This is a genomic window from Nakamurella lactea DSM 19367 (assembly GCF_000426645.1).
Classification (GTDB): domain Bacteria; phylum Actinomycetota; class Actinomycetes; order Mycobacteriales; family Nakamurellaceae; genus Nakamurella; species Nakamurella lactea.
Map to the genome: position 1 here is coordinate 339,879 of NZ_AUFT01000008.1, position 18,837 is coordinate 358,715.

The 18,837-nt window shown below is 67.0% G+C and carries 16 protein-coding genes; 7 read left to right on the forward strand and 9 right to left on the reverse strand.

The annotated features are described in order from the left end of the window. The first annotated feature begins 75 nt into the window (after positions 1-75). On the forward strand, positions 76-240 hold the full coding sequence (locus tag K340_RS35850; RefSeq protein WP_154674202.1) for a hypothetical protein: 165 nt from the start codon (positions 76-78) through the stop codon (positions 238-240). 105 nt (positions 241-345) lie between these two features. Here K340_RS35850 and K340_RS0111480 read toward each other — a convergent pair whose 3' ends face one another. Both K340_RS0111480 and K340_RS29355 read right to left on the reverse strand, forming a co-directional pair. Then, positions 346-1,074, reverse strand: a complete 729-nt coding sequence (locus tag K340_RS0111480) for a hypothetical protein (protein ID WP_051265888.1) — start codon at positions 1,072-1,074, stop codon at positions 346-348. Continuing rightward, a complete protein-coding gene (locus K340_RS29355) occupies positions 1,071-1,916 on the reverse strand; it encodes an alpha/beta hydrolase (RefSeq protein ID WP_037364040.1) in 846 nt (281 codons plus the stop codon). The genes K340_RS0111480 and K340_RS29355 overlap by 4 nt, the downstream gene beginning before the upstream one ends. Positions 1,917-1,939: 23 nt before the next feature. Here K340_RS29355 and K340_RS0111490 point away from each other — a divergent pair, with 23 nt between their 5' ends. From K340_RS0111490 to ilvD, 5 genes are all read left to right on the forward strand, one after another. After that, on the forward strand, positions 1,940-2,431 hold the full coding sequence (locus tag K340_RS0111490) for a DinB family protein (RefSeq protein WP_029136818.1): 492 nt from the start codon (positions 1,940-1,942) through the stop codon (positions 2,429-2,431). A 111-nt stretch (positions 2,432-2,542) separates the two neighbouring features. Then, on the forward strand, positions 2,543-3,463 hold the full coding sequence (locus K340_RS0111495; RefSeq protein WP_029136819.1) for an ABC transporter ATP-binding protein: 921 nt from the start codon (positions 2,543-2,545) through the stop codon (positions 3,461-3,463). Next, positions 3,460-4,464: an ABC transporter permease gene (locus K340_RS0111500; RefSeq protein ID WP_029136820.1), complete on the forward strand. Its 1,005-nt coding sequence runs from the start codon at positions 3,460-3,462 to the stop codon at positions 4,462-4,464. Before K340_RS0111495 ends, K340_RS0111500 begins: the two co-directional genes overlap by 4 nt. 470 nt (positions 4,465-4,934) lie before the next feature. After that, complete coding sequence (locus K340_RS34210; RefSeq protein ID WP_051265890.1) at positions 4,935-5,468, forward strand: sigma-70 family RNA polymerase sigma factor; 534 nt, start codon at positions 4,935-4,937, stop codon at positions 5,466-5,468. A 2,804-nt stretch (positions 5,469-8,272) separates the two neighbouring features. Then, positions 8,273-9,970 (forward strand): dihydroxy-acid dehydratase, encoded by a 1,698-nt coding sequence (ilvD, locus tag K340_RS0111515; protein WP_029136822.1) that lies wholly within the window; start codon positions 8,273-8,275, stop codon positions 9,968-9,970. Between the two features lie 18 nt (positions 9,971-9,988). On the opposite strand, the gene K340_RS0111520 is transcribed toward ilvD, so the two are convergent. The 7 genes from K340_RS0111520 to K340_RS34215 all read right to left on the reverse strand — a co-directional run bounded on the left by K340_RS0111520 (position 9,989) and on the right by K340_RS34215 (position 16,969). Next, positions 9,989-10,471, reverse strand: a complete 483-nt coding sequence (locus tag K340_RS0111520) for an SRPBCC family protein (RefSeq protein ID WP_037364042.1) — start codon at positions 10,469-10,471, stop codon at positions 9,989-9,991. Continuing rightward, positions 10,468-10,848, reverse strand: coding sequence for an ArsR/SmtB family transcription factor (locus K340_RS29365; RefSeq protein WP_245599529.1), 381 nt, complete (start codon positions 10,846-10,848; stop codon positions 10,468-10,470). Before K340_RS29365 ends, K340_RS0111520 begins: the two co-directional genes overlap by 4 nt. 40 nt (positions 10,849-10,888) lie before the next feature. Then, on the reverse strand, positions 10,889-12,367 hold the full coding sequence (locus K340_RS0111530; RefSeq protein ID WP_161632093.1) for an HNH endonuclease signature motif containing protein: 1,479 nt from the start codon (positions 12,365-12,367) through the stop codon (positions 10,889-10,891). Between the two features lie 273 nt (positions 12,368-12,640). Next, positions 12,641-13,009, reverse strand: coding sequence for an ArsC/Spx/MgsR family protein (locus K340_RS0111535; RefSeq protein ID WP_037364044.1), 369 nt, complete (start codon positions 13,007-13,009; stop codon positions 12,641-12,643). 32 nt (positions 13,010-13,041) lie between these two features. Further along, positions 13,042-14,472: a YlbE family protein gene (locus tag K340_RS0111540; RefSeq protein WP_037364046.1), complete on the reverse strand. Its 1,431-nt coding sequence runs from the start codon at positions 14,470-14,472 to the stop codon at positions 13,042-13,044. After that, positions 14,472-16,058, reverse strand: coding sequence for a hypothetical protein (locus K340_RS29370; protein WP_051265896.1), 1,587 nt, complete (start codon positions 16,056-16,058; stop codon positions 14,472-14,474). Before K340_RS29370 ends, K340_RS0111540 begins: the two co-directional genes overlap by 1 nt. After that, a complete protein-coding gene (locus K340_RS34215) occupies positions 16,055-16,969 on the reverse strand; it encodes a DUF2877 domain-containing protein (RefSeq protein ID WP_029136827.1) in 915 nt (304 codons plus the stop codon). The genes K340_RS29370 and K340_RS34215 overlap by 4 nt, the downstream gene beginning before the upstream one ends. A gap of 102 nt (positions 16,970-17,071) precedes the next feature. Between K340_RS34215 and K340_RS0111555 the strand changes: the two genes are divergently transcribed. Beyond that, positions 17,072-18,727: a PucR family transcriptional regulator gene (locus K340_RS0111555; RefSeq protein WP_051265899.1), complete on the forward strand. Its 1,656-nt coding sequence runs from the start codon at positions 17,072-17,074 to the stop codon at positions 18,725-18,727. Positions 18,728-18,837: the final 110 nt, after the last annotated feature.

Consider the following 18,837-nt stretch of genomic DNA (forward strand, 5'->3'; position numbering starts at 1 on the left):
CGTGGTGGGTGAGTTTATCCGCTCAGCGCTGACGCTGCGTTCGCTTGGTTGTAGATCTCCCGCGATCGGTTCGACATGGTGCTGGACGCGCTTGAGGCCGAAGGCGAGTGGATCAACAACCGTGTTACTCCTGGCAAGGTGATCCTGGGCCAGATCGGCGACATCGAAGCTGGTGTCCGGCAGCTGATCCGCCGGAAGCCGCTGAAGGTCCAGCGGGTCACCCTGCCGTCCAATGCATAAGAAGTTGAAGCCGCGCTGGCAATCATGGGAGAACGTGGTCACGCGGCCGGTCGCCCTGCCCGCCGAATCCGCGGGAGTTGTCGGTGATGAACCGCGCCGGCCCGGCTATCGTTGCCGCAACCAGACCCGGAGCGACCCGATCGTGGCGAAGCCGGCCGCCGCTGCTGGCGGCAGATCGCCGTCAGTCTCGTAGCCGACGAGATCGATCCCGGGGAACTGGTCGGCGGCAGCGGTCGCGACCGCCTGCCAGACATCGTCGATGGCGGCCGGACCGGCGAAGACGTTCGAGATCCCGACGAGTCCGGCAGCGATGTTCAGGGCTGCGCCGCCGACCACGCGGTCACCGTCGAGCACTCGCAGCAGCCGGATGTCGCCGTTCCTCAACAACGCCGGGCGGAAGACGTCGGCCGGTGTCTCATCGTCGCTCCAGGCGCGTGCCCATTCGGCCAGAGATGCTGGCGTGCGGACGTTCTCGGTGCGAAGTCTCGTCATCCTCGGGGCCGGAAGCGTTGCCGGTCGATAGATCCAGTCGGCCCTGAACAGTTCGACGAAGCCGTGCTCGCGCAGGTCGAGAGCGCCGAAGCTGTCCTTGATCGAACATCCGGGCCGCTGCCGGAGGTTCGGCAACACGTCGTGCGGCCCTGCCTCGCGATGCAGGGTGATCGCATCGGGGTAGTACTGCGGGGCGGGATCCTCGCTCCACCAGGCATTCTCGTCGAAGCTGGTGACCAGGCCGTGCGACCGGCACACCGCAGCACACCACTCCGCGTTGTTGCGGGCCGCCGCGAGCAGCAGCCGTTCTGCCTCGGCGTTACCCGCTCCTGCGGCGCTCACGCGCCGAGCCGGTGCTGGAGGAAGTCGGCTGACCTGGCGAGCAGTGCTGATCGATCCACCGTGTGGAAACCGTGGTCACCGCCCGGCGCGACGATCAGCTCCGCTTCCGCGCCGGCCGTCAGGTAGGCGTGCCGCAGACGCTCGCTCTGCTCGAGTGGCACGCCGTCGTCATCGGTGCCGTGCACCAGCAGGATCGGTGCGGCGTCGGCCGTGACGTGGCTGACGGGGCTCGCGTACTCGGCGAGGTCGGGCACCGAAGCGACCACCGCGCCGAGGAACTCCGACTCCGGTGAGGCGGCCGGGTCGGTGCCGCCCAACGACTTCGCCCCGAGTGGCGGCATGGTCGGCAGGTGCGTGGGCCCGTACCAGCTGACGGCGGCCTTGATGCCGCTGCCCAGCTCGGTCGGGTTCAGCTCGCCGTCGAGGTCGCTGACTCCGGCTGTGGTAGCCAGCGCGGTGGCGAAATAGCCGCCGGCCGAATCGCCGAAAGCGCCTACCCGCAACGGATCCAGGCCGAGCTCGCCGGCGTTCAGCTTGAGCCAACGCACCGCCGCCTTGACGTCGTGCACCGGCTCCGGGAACCGGGCCTCGCCGCTGAGCCGGTACTGGACCGAGGCGAGGGCGATGCCACGCGGCAGCAGCTCGTCGGTCAGTTCACGTACCAGCGAATTGCCGCCCGCTGTGTGGGTTCCGACCCGGAAAGCCCCGCCGTGGACGTACGCGACCACCGGGACCGGCCCATCCGAATGCGGGATCGTCAGGTCGAGCAGCAGCGGCCGGAAGCCCGGGATTACGGCGTAACAGATCTCGCGGTGTGTCCGCACGGACGGCCATTCGCTCATTGTTCCCAGGCTAATGTCACTGGGTGGCTGAGAGCGAAACCGACCTGTTGCTGCGGTGCCTGGCCGGGCAGCGCCGGCACGTACTGGGCACCCTCGAGGGGCTGACGGAAGAGCAGCTCCACCGCGCGGTGTTGCCGTCGGGTTGGAACTGCCTCGGCGCCGTCCGACACCTCGCCCTTGAGGTCGAACAGTTCTGGTTCCAGGGCATCGTCGCCGGCGAGCGGGTGGACACTGATGCGATGGACACGGCCTGGAAGGTCGGGCCCGAAGTGCCTGCAGAGACAGTGCTCCAGCAGTATCGCGAGGAGATCGCGAAGTCGAATGCGATCATCTCCGCGACCCCGCTGGACTCGCTCGCGAGCTGGTGGCCGTCCGAGTTCGTCGGCGACGGGGAGCGGCAGTCGCTACGGGCGATCGTCCTGCACGCGCTGACGGACACGGCGACCCACGCCGGGCAGCTCGACGCCGTTCGCGAGTTGCTCGATGGCAAGCAATGGTTGGTGCTGAACGGCTGACGGACCAGCGCCCTGCCGTGAAGTGCGCGCGACTCCGCGCCAAACCACCACGGCCGGATCGACCTCCATCGGGTAGCGTCCCTGCGAACCGAGGTCTGCCGGGGGAGCCGAATGCCTGAGTTCGTCATCGAGACCAGGGGCCTGCGCAAATCATTTCGGACCAGGCACGGACGACAGACTGCAGTGGACGGACTCGATCTGGCCGTGCCGGCCGGCGGCGTCCACGGATTCCTCGGCCCGAACGGCTCCGGTAAGACCACCACGATCCGGATGGTTCTCGGGCTCGCCCGTGCCGATGCCGGCACCGTGCGACTCTTCGGTGCAGAGGTACCGAAGTCGCTGCCATCGGTGCTGGGCCGGGTCGGTGCGGTGGTCGAGCAACCGCGCCTGTTTCCGGGAATCACCGGTCGACGGAACCTGCAGGTGCTGGCCCGCAGCATCAATCAGGACGATCGACGTGTCGACGCCGCGCTGGCGGCGGTCGGGTTGACCGATCGCGCCGGCGACCGGTACAAGGCCTATTCGCTGGGGATGAAGCAGCGATTGGCGATCGCCGCCACACTGTTGAAGCAGCCTGACCTGCTGGTGCTGGACGAGCCGACGAACGGACTCGACCCGGCGGGGATCAGGGAGATCAGGGACCTGATTCGCGCCTTGGCGGCTGACGGAACGACGGTCCTGATCAGCTCGCACATTCTGGCCGAGGTACAGCAGGTGTGCGATTCGGTGTCGATCATCGGACGCGGTCGGCTGCTGGCCGGCGGTTCGGTCGCCGAGGTGCTCCGAAGCACTACCCGACCGAGCGAGGTCAGGGTTCGCGTGCCTGATCCGGCTGCGGCCGCAGAGCTGTTGCAGGGCAACGGCCTGACATCCCGACCGGACGGCGAGCTGCTATTGGTCGGCGGTGCGGCCGAGCCGGCGCAGATCACCCGACTGCTCGCGGAACGCGGTATCTATCTGAGTGAGCTGACGCCGGTCTCGGCCGATCTGGAAAGTGTCTTTCTGCAGATCACCGAGGGGGAAGGGCTGTGACCGCAGGCCTTCGCGTCGAGTTGCTGCGTCTGCGATCCCGGCGCGCCGTGCTGCTGCTGGTCCTGCTCGGTCTGCTCGGGTGCGTCCTGTTGATCGGGTTCGCCGTCACGGATGCGGTTCCGCCGAGCGCGGCGGAGCTCGCCTCGGCCAAGGCGCAGGTGGACCAGCAGCTGGCTGATCCCGAATTCCAGCAGATGTTGACGGAGTGCAGAACCGCCGTGACGGCCGGTGGAAACTCCCAGTTCCCCGCCGACCTCGACTGCGACCAGATGCTGCCCAAGGCCGAGTATTTCGTGGACTGGCGGGCGCCGGACTTCGTCGAACAGTTCCGGGTGCTGCTGCTGGGTATTACCGGGATCCTGACGCTGGTCTTCGCCCTCGCCGGCGTCACCTTCGCCGGCGCGGACTGGTCGTCCGGCAGCATCGGCACCCAATTGTTGTTCGAGTCCCGGCGTGGTCGGGTGTTCGGCAGCAAACTGGGCGCGATCACGCTGGTGGCACTGGTGATCGGTGCCGTCGGCGTGCTGTTGGCCTGGGGTGCGAGTTACTGGATGGCCTCGAAGTGGGGGACCACCGCGCTGATCGGCAACGATCCGGTAACCGGGGCTCAGGTCCCGCTGAGCAGGACCGACCTGGTCGGACGGGCGCTGCGGGCGCTGGCGCTGATCGGGGGCGGCGGAGCCGGTGGCTTCGCCCTGGCGATGATGTTCCGCAGCAGCCTGGTCGCGGTCGGTCTGGTCGCCGGATACGGGCTGGTCGGTGAGGCCGTGTTGCGGTCGGTATCAAGCGGTGTCGAGCCGTACCTGCTGTCCAGCCGGGTGGCGGCATTCCTCGATGGTCAGTACCTGATCTACCGGTACCCGAACGTCTGCGGGACGTCCGGTTGTGAGGCGGAGATCATCCGGATCAGCGCGCTCCAGGGCGGGGCCTACATCGGGGTGCTGATCGTCGTGGTGACGGTCGCCTCTTTGCTGCTGTTCCGCCGCCGCGACGTCGCCTGACCCCGGCGTAGCGGGGTTGTCCCGCGGGTGGCCGCGGCGGGGTTGTCCCGCAGGCACTTCGAGACGGGGTCAGGAATGGCCGTACGCTGAAAGCCAGCTGAACGCATTCGCATTCACCGTCACCGACCGCATGCCGACCGCGCAGGAACGCACATGAAAACGCCGGTTACACCGAGGGTCGGACGGACCCGAAACTCCCACCGTTCAGGTCGTTCCGAGTCGGACATTCCGAGGGTCGCACCCCTGTGGGGCAGCGACGGTGCGCGGGAGCGCCGCCGCCTCTACAATCAGATGGCTTTGCCACTCACGTCCGGATCCTTGCTGCGGCTCAACTGGCGGACGACGACTTGGTGCGCCCAGCAGTCCGTGGGCGCCAACCGCTCGCGTGAGGGACCGCATCGGGCACGCCATCGGTGCACGTAATCGTGCACGAATGTTGCATTTGGGGTCGGTAGGAGCATCTTAGAGGTATGAGCGCAAATGACCGGAGCAGGCGTTCGGCACCGGACTACGAGGCGTACGTTGCCGAGCAAGCGCGGGATCTGGGCGGCTTGGCGGCCGCGCTTTGTGGTGCTGGTCAAGACGCTGAGGAACTCCTCGCCGACGCCCTGGTCGAGATATGGCGCAAATGGCACCTGGTGACGAAAGCCGACAGCCAGGTTGCGTACGGGCGGCGGATCATGACGACGACCTACCTGGCGGCGGTGCGTCGAGACCGTCGAAGACGCTCGCTGGAGGCGCGCCTCCGAGCACAGCAGGAGATCAACAGCCCACCCACTGACCGTACGGAGACACTGGCACACCACGACCAACTCGACCGAGCACTGGACAGCATCCCGGCGAAGGAACGGGCCGCGCTGGTCCTGCGCTACTACCTCGACCAACCAACAGAAAGCATCGCCAAGATACTCGGCTGCACCTCGGCAGCAGCACGTACCTATCAGAGCAGGGGGCGCGCGCGGCTCGCTGCTGCCCTTACCGAGAGCGAGGGTAGTTCACGATGATCACCGACCAAGAAATCCAACATGCCATCACAAATCGCGCTAGCAGAGCCAGGCCGAACGTCGCTCGCGCAACAGCAACCGCCGGTCAACGAATCCACCAACCACAGCGACGCCGGTGGCTCGTTCCATTGACCGCGGCTGCCGCCGTGGCAGTGGTCGCTGCCGTTGTGTTCACCGCTGTTTCAATCATCAACAATCGAAATGACATGCATGGAGCGTCAGCGCCGTCGCAGTCCACTGCACAAGCAGGACTGACCAGGCAGGACCTGATGGGGAAGTGGATTGTAGTTCGCTATGAGATCGATGGACAGCAGTACGTCCCTCCGCCAACGGAGCCACAGGCTCTTGAATTCAAGCATGACACATTCGCGGTGACGGATACCTGTAATCGAAAGACGGCCATAAGCTGGTCATTGACAGCGGACAGGCTCATCTTGGAAAACCTCGTCCTGCCGCAGAACGGTTGCGCCAGCACCAACGGCGGCCAAGAACAGCCAATTCCGAGGTTCGATGACCTCACCTCTTCATTCGGCGAAGCCAGTGGCGGGCCGAACGTCACTCTCTCAAACGAGAATAGAACGCTCGTCTTGTCCAACAATCGCGGATCAATAACAGCCACTAGACCCTAGACCCTTCTACGACGAATCCGCCTGTGACGCTCTGGGCGCGACACTGGACAGGATTCTACGCACCTCATTCTGGGTTAGTTGACTCACGCCCATCCGGCAAAGACAACATTATTGTCCCGTGCCAAGGTCCACACTAATCCGAAATACACCCGAATCGAACACTCGGAAGTGTTTGAGCCAGCAGGACACGTCACCTTACCACTGCCTGCGGAGTCAACACCCACCGCGGAGACCACGCCGGTTCCGGAAATTCTGTAAACGACCCCTCCACTCTGGCCAGTACCCGAAGCGGCCCTATTATCTAAGGAGACCGCACCCGACCCGTATACGGTCGTAGACTCTGTCGAGTAATCGTTTGTAATAGTCCAATGAGTCAGCACTCCTACCTTTAGATTGCAACGCTGCCCAACCGCATACCCGGAGGTACAGACTATGTTCCCTGCATCAGGGTTTTCCCAGCCTGTGACAGTTGCAGTCTGCGTCAGCCAGCCAGTTGTTTGTAGGGTGCCGTTGTAGATGTGCGGCGTAGACCGATAACTCCCGCGCAGCTTGATGAACGCTGTGTCTGCGCCCTTGTTCCACGACGAGACGTCACCGAAGGCGACGTTCCCCGGAGGTTCCCATTGCGTGTACATGACGCGAGAATCTGGGCGGAAGCAATGCCAAGCGGTTATCAGGTAGTAGGTAGAGGTGTTCACCGTGGATCGCACCGGGAACCCTGAGGAACAAGTCACGAAATGGCCCGGACGGTCGGCGAAGCTGGGTCCATGTATTGCGGCGCCCCCGAAGAAGGGAGAGGTTGGACTTTCTCTGTTCCCTTGAGAAAGGACCTCGCCCGGACTCAGTACAAGCTCGTTTCCGGATGCTAGTGCCCGTTGAAGTACGCTGCTATCAGCACTCCTTGCGTCCCCGGCCGAGTCGCTACTGTCCGCACGAAGCATTTCTGCCGTAAGCGGCGTATACTTGGGATCAAATTTCACTACATATGAGCCGCCGTACTCTTCGGGCCCCCAGACCGTCAACCTCACGCCTTGGGAGGCAAGCTGTTCGTGAATACTCGAAAGTTCACGATCGAGCGCATCTACATCGCGGAGTGACATAACCGCTTGAACAAATCGAAGAGTCACCCCAGATGGTAGTAAGGGCTCATATAGGGCTCGGGCTGACTGGAATTCGGAACCCGCCCTATAGACGGTGATAGACATATCTAACGCATCAACGACGACGACCGAGAACTCCGGATCAGAACTTGTACCCAAATCTCGGATAGAACTCGCAATTGGATGTAACAGGTTCTGGCGTTCGACGATTACTGGGTCGGCACCCATTTCCGCTGGCATCGCTATAACGGGGAATAGCCCCTCGACGGCGGTCGCTGGAACAGGCAGCATGACAGGAATTACGATCGCACAAGCGATCAGACTAATTCGGCGCCATTGCCAAGCTATTCTCATAGCTCAATTCTCCTCGTTTGGTCTCAAACTATCTGCAGCGAGTGCTGGACTGGTGCGGTAGCGACAAGTGACGCGTGGCACAGTCGACTCGCTCGGTCCTCCATGCAAGTGAACCGGCCTCAGCCGCGCCGTGTGCCTCGAACACTCCGCGGCTCCATGCACGTCCCCCGCATCAGCGCACTGATCGTCAGCACACGAGACACCGGATCGATGCTGGGCTATGACCGCCCGCAACCAACAAGGCTCTGGATGATCCGCAACGCCGTCAAGCTGCTGGACCGCCACGCGCTGCTCATCCCCTCGGGCAACCATCGCCGACATCAACGACCGGGTCCAACTAGTGAGAGCGGCGGCGACCCGTTGCCAGGCGTCGGCGACCGTCGTCAACCCCGACGCCAGTTCCGTCCGCAACCGGGCCGAGTAGGTGACCCCCTCGTCACCGACGAACTCGGCCGACGCGATCGCGGCGACTGCGGTGACGGCCACCGAGGCGACCTGCGCCTCGGTTGCGAACGTGCGCCAGCGGGTCGCGGAATCCCGGATCGCGACCGGCACCCCACCCAGTACGAACAGACCCGGGTCGAACCCGCCCGCCGCAGCCACCTGCCCCCTGCCCACGGTCGAACGATCGCAGAATCCTGGGCGTGGCCATCCGGTTGTCCACAACGGGCAGGTCAAGGCGGGCGAGCGGGTGGAAGGGCAAGCAGCATATGTTGAACCAATGAGCCAGACACCGGACATCAAACCGCGCAGCCGCGACGTCACCGACGGCATCGAGAAGACCGCCGCCCGCGGCATGCTGCGGGCCGTCGGGATGGGGGATGACGACTGGGTCAAGCCGCAGATCGGGGTGGCCAGCTCGTGGAACGAGATCACCCCGTGCAATCTGTCGCTGAACCGGTTGGCCCAGGCGGCGAAGGAAGGGGTGCATGCGGCGGCCGGCTATCCGTTGCAGTTCGGCACCATCTCGGTGTCCGATGGCATCTCGATGGGCCACGAGGGCATGCATTTCTCACTGGTCTCCCGTGAGGTGATCGCCGACTCGGTGGAGACCGTGATGCAGGCGGAACGGCTGGACGGCTCGGTGTTGCTGGCCGGTTGCGACAAGTCGCTGCCCGGCATGCTGATGGCCGCCGCGCGGCTGAACCTCTCTTCGGTGTTCTTGTACGCCGGAACGATCGCCCCGGGCTGGGTCAAGTTGTCCAACGGCACCGAGGGCTACGTCACCCTGATCGACGCGTTCGAGGCGGTCGGGGCCTGCAAGGCCGGGAAGATGACGGAGGACGACCTGGGCATCATCGAGCGCGCCGTCTGCCCCGGCGAGGGTGCCTGCGGCGGGATGTACACGGCCAACACCATGGCCTCGGCCGCCGAGGCCATCGGGATGAGCCTGCCGGGATCGGCGGCGCCGCCGTCGGCCGACCGGCGCCGCGACCACTTCGCCCGGCTGTCCGGCGAGGCCGTGGTGAACCTGATCAAGCTCGGCATCACCGCGCGGGACATCATGAGCCGCAAGGCATTCGAGAACGCGATCACGGTGGTGATGTCGCTCGGTGGCTCCACCAACGCGGTCCTTCACCTGCTGGCGATGGCCCATGAGGCCGACGTCGAACTCACCCTCGACGACTTCAACACCATCGGCGACCGGGTGCCGCACCTGGCCGACCTGAAGCCGTTCGGCCGTTACGTGATGAACGACATGGACCGGGTCGGCGGCATCCCGGTGGTGATGAAAGCGTTGCTGGACGCCGGATTCCTGCACGGCGACGCCCTCACGGTGACCGGGAAGACCGTCGCGGAGAACCTTGCCGCGATGGAGATCCCGGCCCTGGACGGCGATGTGGTGCGCACCATGGACAATCCCATCCACGCCACCGGCGGGCTGGCGGTGCTGCGCGGCAGCCTGGCACCGGAGGGTGCCGTGGTGAAAACCGCCGGCTTCGACCTGGCCACCTTCGAGGGCCCGGCCAGGGTGTTCGAACGGGAACGCGCGGCGATGGATGCGTTGAGCAACAACGAGATCAACGCCGGTGACGTTGTCGTCATCCGCTACGAGGGCCCGCGCGGCGGGCCCGGGATGCGGGAGATGCTGGCGATCACCGGCGCGATCAAGGGGGCGGGTCTGGGCAAGGATGTGCTGCTGCTGACGGACGGGCGGTTCTCCGGCGGCACCACCGGCCTGTGCATCGGTCACATCGCTCCCGAGGCCACCGATGGCGGTCCGATCGCGTTGCTCCGTGACGGCGACCGTATCCGGGTGGACATTCCGTCGAAGTCGTTGGAGCTACTGGTGTCTGACGAAGAGCTCACCGCACGGCGGCAGGGCTGGCAGCCGCTGCCGCCGCGCTACGACCGCGGGGTACTGGCGAAGTACTCGAAGCTCGTGCAGTCGGCCTCCGTCGGTGCGGTGACCGGATGACTCTCCTGGCTGGAGCCGTCAGCCGCCGTCGGTGAACAGGTCGGCATAGCGCGCGAGGTACAACGGCCAGCCTGCGGCACCGTCCACGCCGTCCCTCACGGACTGCCAGCCGGGACCGTGCCGGTCGAGGTGCCGGTGTTCCAGCTCGACCCTGGTGCGTTCAGGGGACTCGGCGACGAACCGGACCTCGACCTCGCTGGTGTTCGCCGGGTTGGTCTCCAACTGCCATCGCGGATCGATGTCCCAGCTGAACACCACCCGGTTCGGCGGTTCGTAGGCCAGCACCCGTGCCCAGTGGCACTCGCTGCCGTCCTCCGCGCGGTCGTAGATGTGACCGTCGGCGTGTGGCTCGAAGACGGTTTCGGTGATCGGGGACCGAAGTAGGTTGTGCTCACGTGGTTTGAAATCGCCGAATCGCTCGGTGAACACGCTGAAGGCCTGCTCGATCGGCGCCTCGACGACGACCTGTTTGCGGACGATCTGTTCCGTTGCGTTGGTCATGAATCCTCCTCGGTGGATGGTGTGGCCGGCCTCGGTTGGTCTTCGGTCGGTTGCTGGGTCGGTTGCTGGGTCGGTTGTTCGGCGATGTCGGCGTAGCCGGCCAACGCCCGGTTCCAGAAAGTGTCGAGTTGGTCGCGTAGCGCGGCGACGCCCATCGGGTTGAGCCGGTAGATCCGGCGGGTGCCGGCTGCCTGCTCGGTGACCAGGCCGGCGTCCTTGAGCACCTTCAGGTGCTGCGACACGGCAGGGCGGGTGACGGGGAGTGCATCGGCGAGTTCGCCCACCGCGCTGGGTCGTTCGGCCAGCCGCTCGACGATGGCACGCCTGGTGCGATCGCCCAGAACGGACCACTCGTCATCGGAAAGGTTAGTCGACACGAACGGTAAGCTACGACTAACGGAACGCGATGTCAACCACTCAGAACGGTGGACTTCCATCGTCGAGGTTCGGCGGCGATTCGGTGAGCGGCGCCTGCGCAGGCGGGGACGCAGCACCTGGAGACCCGGCACTGGGCGGCTCGGGGGCCGGTGATTCGGCTGCTGGTGGTTCGGGGACCGTCGGTCGCGGCGGATGCCACAACCGCGGCGCCGGAGTGAAAACAGTGATGCCCAGCGGGGTCGTCCAGCACCGGGTGCCGTCGCCGAAACGCTCGGTGGTGTGTCCGCCGCCATCCTTCGCCCGATGATGGTGTTTGCAGGCGGCTGCCAGGTTCTCGTCGCTGGTGGGTCCCTCGGGGTAGGGCACCGTGTGGTCGAGTTCGCAGTGCTCGGCCGGCCGCCGACAGCCAGGATGTGAGCAGACGACGTCGCGCGCGATGACATGGTCGGCCAAGGCTTTCGGCGGACGATAAGTGGTGCGCCCGTAGTCGAGCAACGTGCCGGACAACGGATCGCAGACCATTCGACGCAGTTCTCCGTCGCCGGCGATCTTGCGCGCCTGGTCGGCGGTGATCGGTCCGTAACCGGTCAGCTCGCAAGGGCTGTCGCTGCCCAGTAGTGCATCCAGCGGCATGGTGATCCGGACATGCGGACGATTGCGCTGGGCAAGCGGAAGATCGCGGCCGTGGTACACGCCGGAGTCCAGAATGTCGGTGCACAGGTCGACCAGTGCGTCGACTTCGCGCTCGTCGCTCACCCTGCTGTCGCCTGGAGTCTTCGCATTTCGGGCCAGCGCGCTCAGGCACTCCTTGATCGCGCTGATGTCTGGTGCCGACGAGGTGACTTTCAGCGCCGCCATCCCATCTGGCAGCCCCCAGGTCCTGACCCGCCGGCGACGTACGGCCGAGCGGTGTCGGAGTTCGGCACCTTCCGGATCGCGGAGCAGGATGGCCCGGCGGATCGCCTGGCGCAGTTCGGGAACGGTCTGCCGGGGTGCGTCGGGCAGGACGTCCGCCTCGACCTGCGTCGCGACCTCGTCGGACACGTCGTTGGTCTCGCTGCGAATCGCGGTGACCTTCCATGCCGTCAGACGGCCGCGGTAGTGCGCGACCTGGGTTGCCGGGAGCCGGCGGACCAGTTCCTCTGCAGCATCGAGTTGCCGGTCGGCGGAGCCCTCCGAACAACCGAGCGCCAGCGCGATCTCGGTGGCCAGATGCTCGCGCAGGCCCGGATAGCCGGCCGCGAGAGCCGCGAAGTCCGCAGCCATCGAGGCTTGCAGATGAGAGATCAGTCGCTGACCGGCAATCAGGCTGTCCAGCAGCGCTCGTGCCCACACCGGTGCTCGGTCCGCAGGACTTCCCGTCCGCTCCTTCGCCGCTTCGGTGTCGGCATCTATCGCCGCCTTGGACGGCTGCGGGCGGTCGCGGAGCAGTGCGGCCAACTCCACGAAACGGAGTTCGCCGACGGTCGCCAGGTCGTCGCGCCACTGTCGGACATCGTCGATTGACTGAGGTGGCACCGCTCGTTCGGGCCGGGGCGATGGCTCTCGAAGTTCGGACACGATGCGATCCAGGGCGACGCGCAATCGGGCACCCTCCGCCGTCATCTGCGCCATGCCGTCACCCCATCTCGTTCACACTGCCTACAGATAGGATATCAAATAACGAACAACTGTACGAGCTATTTCGCGCTGAGTGAACGCGGCTGACCGCGGTGACGCGGTCAGGGATTCGGGGTGCGCCGAAAGTGCCCCCAGGGCGGGTCGTCGCCGCATTTCAGCGGCCGGACTGCGTCATCCAGCCAGGAACGGCGCGACCCGGTCCTTCGGCCGGCCGATGATCGCCCGGTCACCGCGGACCAGCACTGGCCGTTGCATCAACCGGGGGTGTTCCGCCAGCAGATCGGTTACGGCCTCGGGGCTGACGAAATCTTCGGCGGCCAGCCCGAGTTGCCGGAAGTAGGCGTCCTTGCGGACCAGGTCGGCCGGTGGGTCCTCGAGCTTGCCGATGAGCGAGAGCAGCTCAGTGCGGCCCAGCGGGTGCTTGAGGTACTGCACGATTTCTGTCGCGACGCCCGCGGACTCGGCAGCCTCGAGCGCCGACCGCGACGTCGAGCAGGCGGTGTTGTGCAGGACGGTGACCACTGGCTGGTTCTGCGGCATACCCGACCCTATCCACTGCCGGACGAAGCCCGTCAGACCTTGCCGGCCAGCGACACAATGGCCTTGGTGAAGCAGTCCATCGGCGGCGTCACCAGGCCGGCGCCGACCTGGCCGGTGCCGGCTACCTTGCCGGCCATCCCGGTGTTGATCTGCGGCAGGATGCCCGATCGCAACACCCGGGTGACGTCGACACCTGTTGGTGCGCCGCGGAACTCCAGGATCGGCACCGGAAACGCCGGGTTCTCGGTTTCGGTGATCTGGTACATCCGCTGCGTCACCGCCAGGGCATCCGGTACCGCGCCACCGACGAACCGGACGATGGCCGGCGCGGTCGCCATCACCATGCCGCCGATCCCCATCGTCTCGGTGATCGCCGAGTCGCCGATGTCCGGGTTCGCGTCCTCCGCGCTGAAACCGGCCAGGAACAGGCCCTCCGGATAGTTCGCCGGGCCGGTGAACCATTCGTCGTCGGTGCCGGAGACCCGGATGCCGAAGTCGGTGCCGTTGCGGCACATCGCCGTCACCACGGTCGATCCCGGAATCCCGCTCGCCGCGTCACCCATCAGCTTCCCGCAGGGCATCACCAGATTGAGGAAGAAGTGGTCGTTCCCGCCCATGAAGGCGGCAACGGCCGACACGTCGGCGACCGGCAGACCGGAGGAGATCAATGCCGGCAATACCTCCCGCAGGAACATCAGCGTCCCGGCCCGGTTGCGGTTGTGCCCCTCGTCGCCCATCTGCACCATCTGGCCGACGATGGCCGAGACGTCGATCTCCTTGCCGGAAGCGACAATCGACCGCACTGCGATCTGCAGCGCCGGCCCGAGGATGTCCGCCATCCAGCGGAGCCGCTCGATCACCTCGTTCGAGTAAGCGCCGTACCGCAGCACCTTGCCCAGGCCCTCGTTCAGCGAGCAGTAGGCGACCCGATCCGGATGCTCGGCGTCGACCAGCTTGAACATCCACATCGACGGCGACACCAGGCCGGCCATCGGGCCGACGGCGTGGTGTTCGTGACACGGCGAGAAGGAAACGCCATCGCCGGCAGCCAGTTTCGCCTCAGCATCGGCGGCATCGGCGGCCAGGCCCTCGAACAACATGGCGCCGATCAGTGCACCACGCAGCGGTCCCGAGGTGCGATCCCAGGTGATCGGTGGACCGGCGTGGTAGAACTCGCCGGCCGTCATCCCCAATGCCTCCCTGGCCGGCACCACGTCGACCAGTACCGCCCGCACGGCCAGCATCCGGGCGGCGGCTTCGGCATTCGCCGCTGCCCGGCGCGGGTCGGCCAGCACTGCGTCCAGCGCGGCCGCGGTGGCCGCCGGGTCGTCCGACGGCTCGGTGACGGGCGGACGGAAATCCACTGCGGTGACGTCGACCGCCTGCTCGCGCAGGGCGGAGGCAAGCAGGTCGATGCCGGCGGTGATCACCGACGGTGGGCCGGCGAGCAGATCGTGAGCCATCAGGCGTCCTTCCCGGAAAGTGGTGCAATGGAGCGGGTCTGCAGCGACGGATCGGCGATCGCGGCGGCGGCGCGGGCCGCGGCCGCGTTCGAGGCGTGGACCTGCGCGCCGGCCGCGACCAAGGCCGCCGCCTGCCGTTCCCGGTCCTGCGGATCGCCGGCGGTGCCGCACAGCGACACCACGACGTCCAGTGGGCGGCCGGCCGCGGCGGCGGTGTCGAGGGCCGCGGCGATGACCGGCGCCAGCAGCGCCGACGGATCCGGTTCAGCACAGTAGCCCAGCACCACATCCAGCAGGATCACCCGGACGTCGGGGTCGGAAGCCTGTGCTGCCAACAGGTCGAGCTTGACCGACGGGTCGATCATCGGATGCGGCCGACCCTTGGTGAACTCGTCGTCGCCGAGGTCGACGACCACTGTGCCCAGGCCGGACAGATGTGGAACACCGTGCCCCAGCGCTGCCGCCGGCAGCGCAAGCTCCGGGCTGAGCGGGATGTTCGAGCGGATCGGGGTCTGCAGCACGTCACCGATCACCAGCATCGCCTCGTCGGCCAGCGTTCCGCCGGAGAACAAGCCACGCAATGCGCCGCCCACATCGGATTCGGAGTCGTTGCCGCGTACCGATTCCGGCAGCCAGCTTGGCCATTCGGGCACCGGCACCTCGAGCGCGCCGAGAACGGCCTCCACCGCCTCGGTGATGTTCGGTCGGCCCTTGCCCAGCAGCACCGGCATGGTCGGTGTCGACACGGTGGACGCGGCGTCCTGCACCTTCTTGGCGACCGCGAGATGTGGCGGTTTGGAGATGATCACGATGTGATCGGTGTTGGGGTCACCTTCCAGCAGCCTCAGGGCGGCCAAGGTGCTGCGCGCTGCTACCGGTTCGGACAGGTCCCGACCGCCGACGCCGATCACCTGGGAGATGGCCACCCCGGCCTCGTCCAGCAGCGAGGTCAGCTGCTGAGCACCGGTACCCGAGGCGGCAATCACTCCGACCGTCGGACCGGAAGTGCTCCCCGCCAACACATTCGCGAAGCCGAGCCCCACACCGCCGATCACCGCTGTGCCGCAGTCCGGGCCCATCACGATCACCCCGGCGCGATCGGCGGCCTCCTTGAGTGCCACTTCGTGCTCCACCGGAACGTTGTCGGAGAAGATCATCACGTGCCGGCCGGCCTCGATGGCGTCCATCGCCTCGCCGATCACCGCCGAGCCGGGCACCGACAGCACCACCACGGCGCTGTCCGGCGCGGCCTGGGCGGCGGCCCGCACCGAACGAGGCGCCGGGGCGCCGCCGAACCCGGTCGACTGCGCCGGAGCGGCCGCCGCGGCCATGGCGGCGTCGAGCGCGTCCAGACCGGCCCGGATGGTCGCGTCGTCATCGCCGCGGACGGCCACCAGCAGATCGTTCGGCCCGGCGCCGTCCGGGATAGAGAAGCCAAGCCCGACAGTCAGTTCGACGTTCAGTTCGGTGGCCATGGCGACCTGGGCCGCCGTCACCCCCGGGGCGGCCGAGACGGCCTGGGCGATGCGCAGCAGGGTCACCGAATCCTGGTAGACGCCGCGGCGCAGTTCGACATGGTCGGTCATGGTGCGACCTTTCTGATGGCGGTCGGGTTGATCGGGAAGCGGATGGTCCGGCCGGGCATGGAAGGGCGGGGCAGTAAGCGGGTGGACGGCGTCAGCCCCAGGACGAGTCCGGTGAGCAGGTCGGCCCCGGACGTGTGCCCGATGCCGAGCAGTGCGTCGAGGGCCTTCCGCAACATGGCGCGATGCCGGTCGCAGTTCGGGTCGTCGCGGATCGCATGGATCGCGCCGAGGAGCCGCAGGGCCTCGGTCGAGCCGTGCCCGGCGGCGGCAAGCCGGAGCAGATCCACCGACACCGCGGTGGTCCGGTCGGCGGCGTCCGGGCCGATCGCCTGGCGGACTTGCTGCAGCAGTAATCGCCGGCCGGCCGCCCGCAGCCCGACCATCAATCCGGCCAGGACGTCGTCACCCCCGGGCGTCAGCCCCTTGCCGAGGCCGACCAGCCCACGGACCGCCGGCCGAAGGTCGGTGGCGGCCGGATCACCGCCGGCCAATGCCGCGGCCAGTTCGGAAACCCGTTGCCGCGGAACGCCGATCGGCGAACCGGCGGCGTGCGCGGAGACCAGATCGAGCACCTCGGCGGTGGACCGGACAGCCGGGACGGCGGTCCGCCAGGTCCTGGCCAGCCGGTACCGATCGGAGGTGGTCACGATCTCCCTGGCGCCGAGCGTCACCGGCTGACCGGCCCGCAGACCCGCGAACGGCCGCAGGTGTGCCGACAGCGGCACCCGCACCCCGTTCGGCGAGCCGCCGGCCTGCAGGCTCAACAGGGCAACGATGCGAGGCCCGGCGCCGTCGGCGTTCACCGCGAGCAGCGCGGCCGAGCGGAACACCGCCAGCACCGAGCCGGCGGTCGGCGGCCCGGTGAGCAGCGGGGTCAGCGGAGCTGCCGCGGCTACCGGTCTGGAGGTCACTCGGCTGACGCTAGACGCGCCCGTCGTCACCCCCCATGACAAGATTTGACGACGACGGGGCAGAACGGCGGTGGATTCCGCTAAGAATGATCGGAGATCGCCATGGCCGGAGCAGGCCGCCCGACCCACGACCGGCAGGAGCTGATCCGCGGCATCACCGTGCGTGAAGTGCTCGAGCAGCCGGCGATGTCCGGCGCCAAAGTGCTGGCCGGCGGCACCGGTCTGGACCGGATGGTGCGATTCGTCAACATCATGGAGGTGCCGGATGTACTGCCCTGGACCAAGGCCGACGAGCTGCTGCTGACCACCGGCTATCCGCTGCGCGCCACACCGGACTCGTTGGAGGACCTGGTCGCCCAGCTGGATGCCAAGGGCCTGGCCGGGATCGCCATCAAGCTCGGCAGATACATCGACCAGCTGCCGGCGGAGATGATCGCGGTCGCCGATCGACGCGGCTTCCCGGTCCTGCAGATTCCGGACGGCGTCGGCTTCGACGAGATCCTCAACCAGATCCTGTCCGAGGTACTCGGCCGGCACGCGGCCCTGCTGTCCAGGGCGGCGAGCGCGCACAACGAACTGCTGCAGCACGTGCTGCACGGCGGTGGACTGCCCGAAGTACTGCAGGCGATGCCGAGTCAACTCGGTGGCGAGCACATCAGTGTGCTGCACATCGACCGCAGCGGCCGGGCCACCGTGCGGGTCGGCGCGGATCTGCCGGACAGTGCCGCGGCCATGTTCGACGCCGACGGGCTGTTCCGCACCACCGCATTCCGGCACGGCAGGCACCGGGTGGGCGACGCCAGGGTGCTGGTCGCATCGGTGGTGGCGGCCGAGGACCACGGCGATCTGGTCGCCGTGCGTACCGACACCGAGTGGGACGACCAGGACGTGATCGCCCTTGAACGCGGCGCGACGGTAGCCGCGTTGGTGGTGGCCAGGGAGCTGGCGGTGGCCGCGGTCGAGGGCAAGTACCGCGGCGACTTCCTGCGGGATGTGCTGTCCGGCAGGGTGATTCCGGAGGCGGCGATCCGCGGCGCGCAACCGTTCGGCTGGGATTTGAACGGTCCGCTGGTGGTGGTGGTGGCGGCCGGAGCCACCCAGTCGGTGGACGACTCGACCCGCCGCCGGCGGGCCGAGCAGTTGGCCGGATCCTGGGAGTCCTGGGTGCGACGGTGGGATCCGGCGGCGGCGGTCGCGGCCTTCGCGACCGAGGCCGTCGCCGTGCTGCACTCGCCGGACGGCACGGTACCCAGCTCGCAACGGCTGACCGAGCTGATGGGCGGCTTGGCCTCGCCGGCCGCGCCTTTCGACGGATTGCTCGGGGTGTCGCGCGTGGTACCCGATGCCGCCGGGTTGCCGGCCGCCTACGGACAGGCCTGGGAAGCGGTCCGGGTCGGGCGCCGGTTGTCCGGCGCCGGCACGGTGTCGAGGTTCGACGATCTCGGCCTCTACCGGCTGCTGTCGCTGGTGCCAGAATCGGCGGAGCTGCGCTCGTTCCTGACCGACACGCTCGGCCCGTTGGCCGAACCGGAAGGCGATGTCGAGGCCGACGAACTGCGCCGCACCCTGCAGGTCCTGCTGGACACCAACCTCAACGTCGCGCAGACCGCCCGCCGGTTGCATTTCCACTACAACACGCTGCGCTATCGGATCGGCAAGCTGGAACGGTTGCTCGGCTCGTTCACCACCGACGCCCGGCTACGCGCCGATCTCACGGTGGCGCTGCATGTCTGGCAGATGCGGGTGGCGCACGACTGAACCGTCGATCGCCAATTGATCGGGCGGGCACAGGGTGCTGGCGTCGGCGGTCGAATCGCGAGGGAAGTATCGGCGAATCTAGTGCCAACGCAAGAATGTCCTAGCGATTG

Bases quoted from the DNA above. Each gene is read 5' to 3' on its own strand.
- K340_RS35850 (WP_154674202.1), top strand. From the start codon at position 76: ATGGTGCTGGACGCGCTTGAGGCCGAAGGCGAGTGGATCAACAACCGT.
- K340_RS29355 (WP_037364040.1), bottom strand. From the start codon at position 1,916: ATGAGCGAATGGCCGTCCGTGCGGACACACCGCGAGATCTGTTACGCC.
- K340_RS0111495 (WP_029136819.1), top strand. From the start codon at position 2,543: ATGCCTGAGTTCGTCATCGAGACCAGGGGCCTGCGCAAATCATTTCGG.
- K340_RS34210 (WP_051265890.1), top strand. From the start codon at position 4,935: ATGAGCGCAAATGACCGGAGCAGGCGTTCGGCACCGGACTACGAGGCG.
- ilvD (WP_029136822.1), top strand. From the start codon at position 8,273: ATGAGCCAGACACCGGACATCAAACCGCGCAGCCGCGACGTCACCGAC.
- K340_RS0111520 (WP_037364042.1), bottom strand. From the start codon at position 10,471: ATGACCAACGCAACGGAACAGATCGTCCGCAAACAGGTCGTCGTCGAG.
- K340_RS0111535 (WP_037364044.1), bottom strand. From the start codon at position 13,009: ATGCCGCAGAACCAGCCAGTGGTCACCGTCCTGCACAACACCGCCTGC.
- K340_RS0111540 (WP_037364046.1), bottom strand. From the start codon at position 14,472: ATGGCTCACGATCTGCTCGCCGGCCCACCGTCGGTGATCACCGCCGGC.
- K340_RS29370 (WP_051265896.1), bottom strand. From the start codon at position 16,058: ATGACCGACCATGTCGAACTGCGCCGCGGCGTCTACCAGGATTCGGTG.
- K340_RS0111555 (WP_051265899.1), top strand. From the start codon at position 17,072: ATGGCCGGAGCAGGCCGCCCGACCCACGACCGGCAGGAGCTGATCCGC.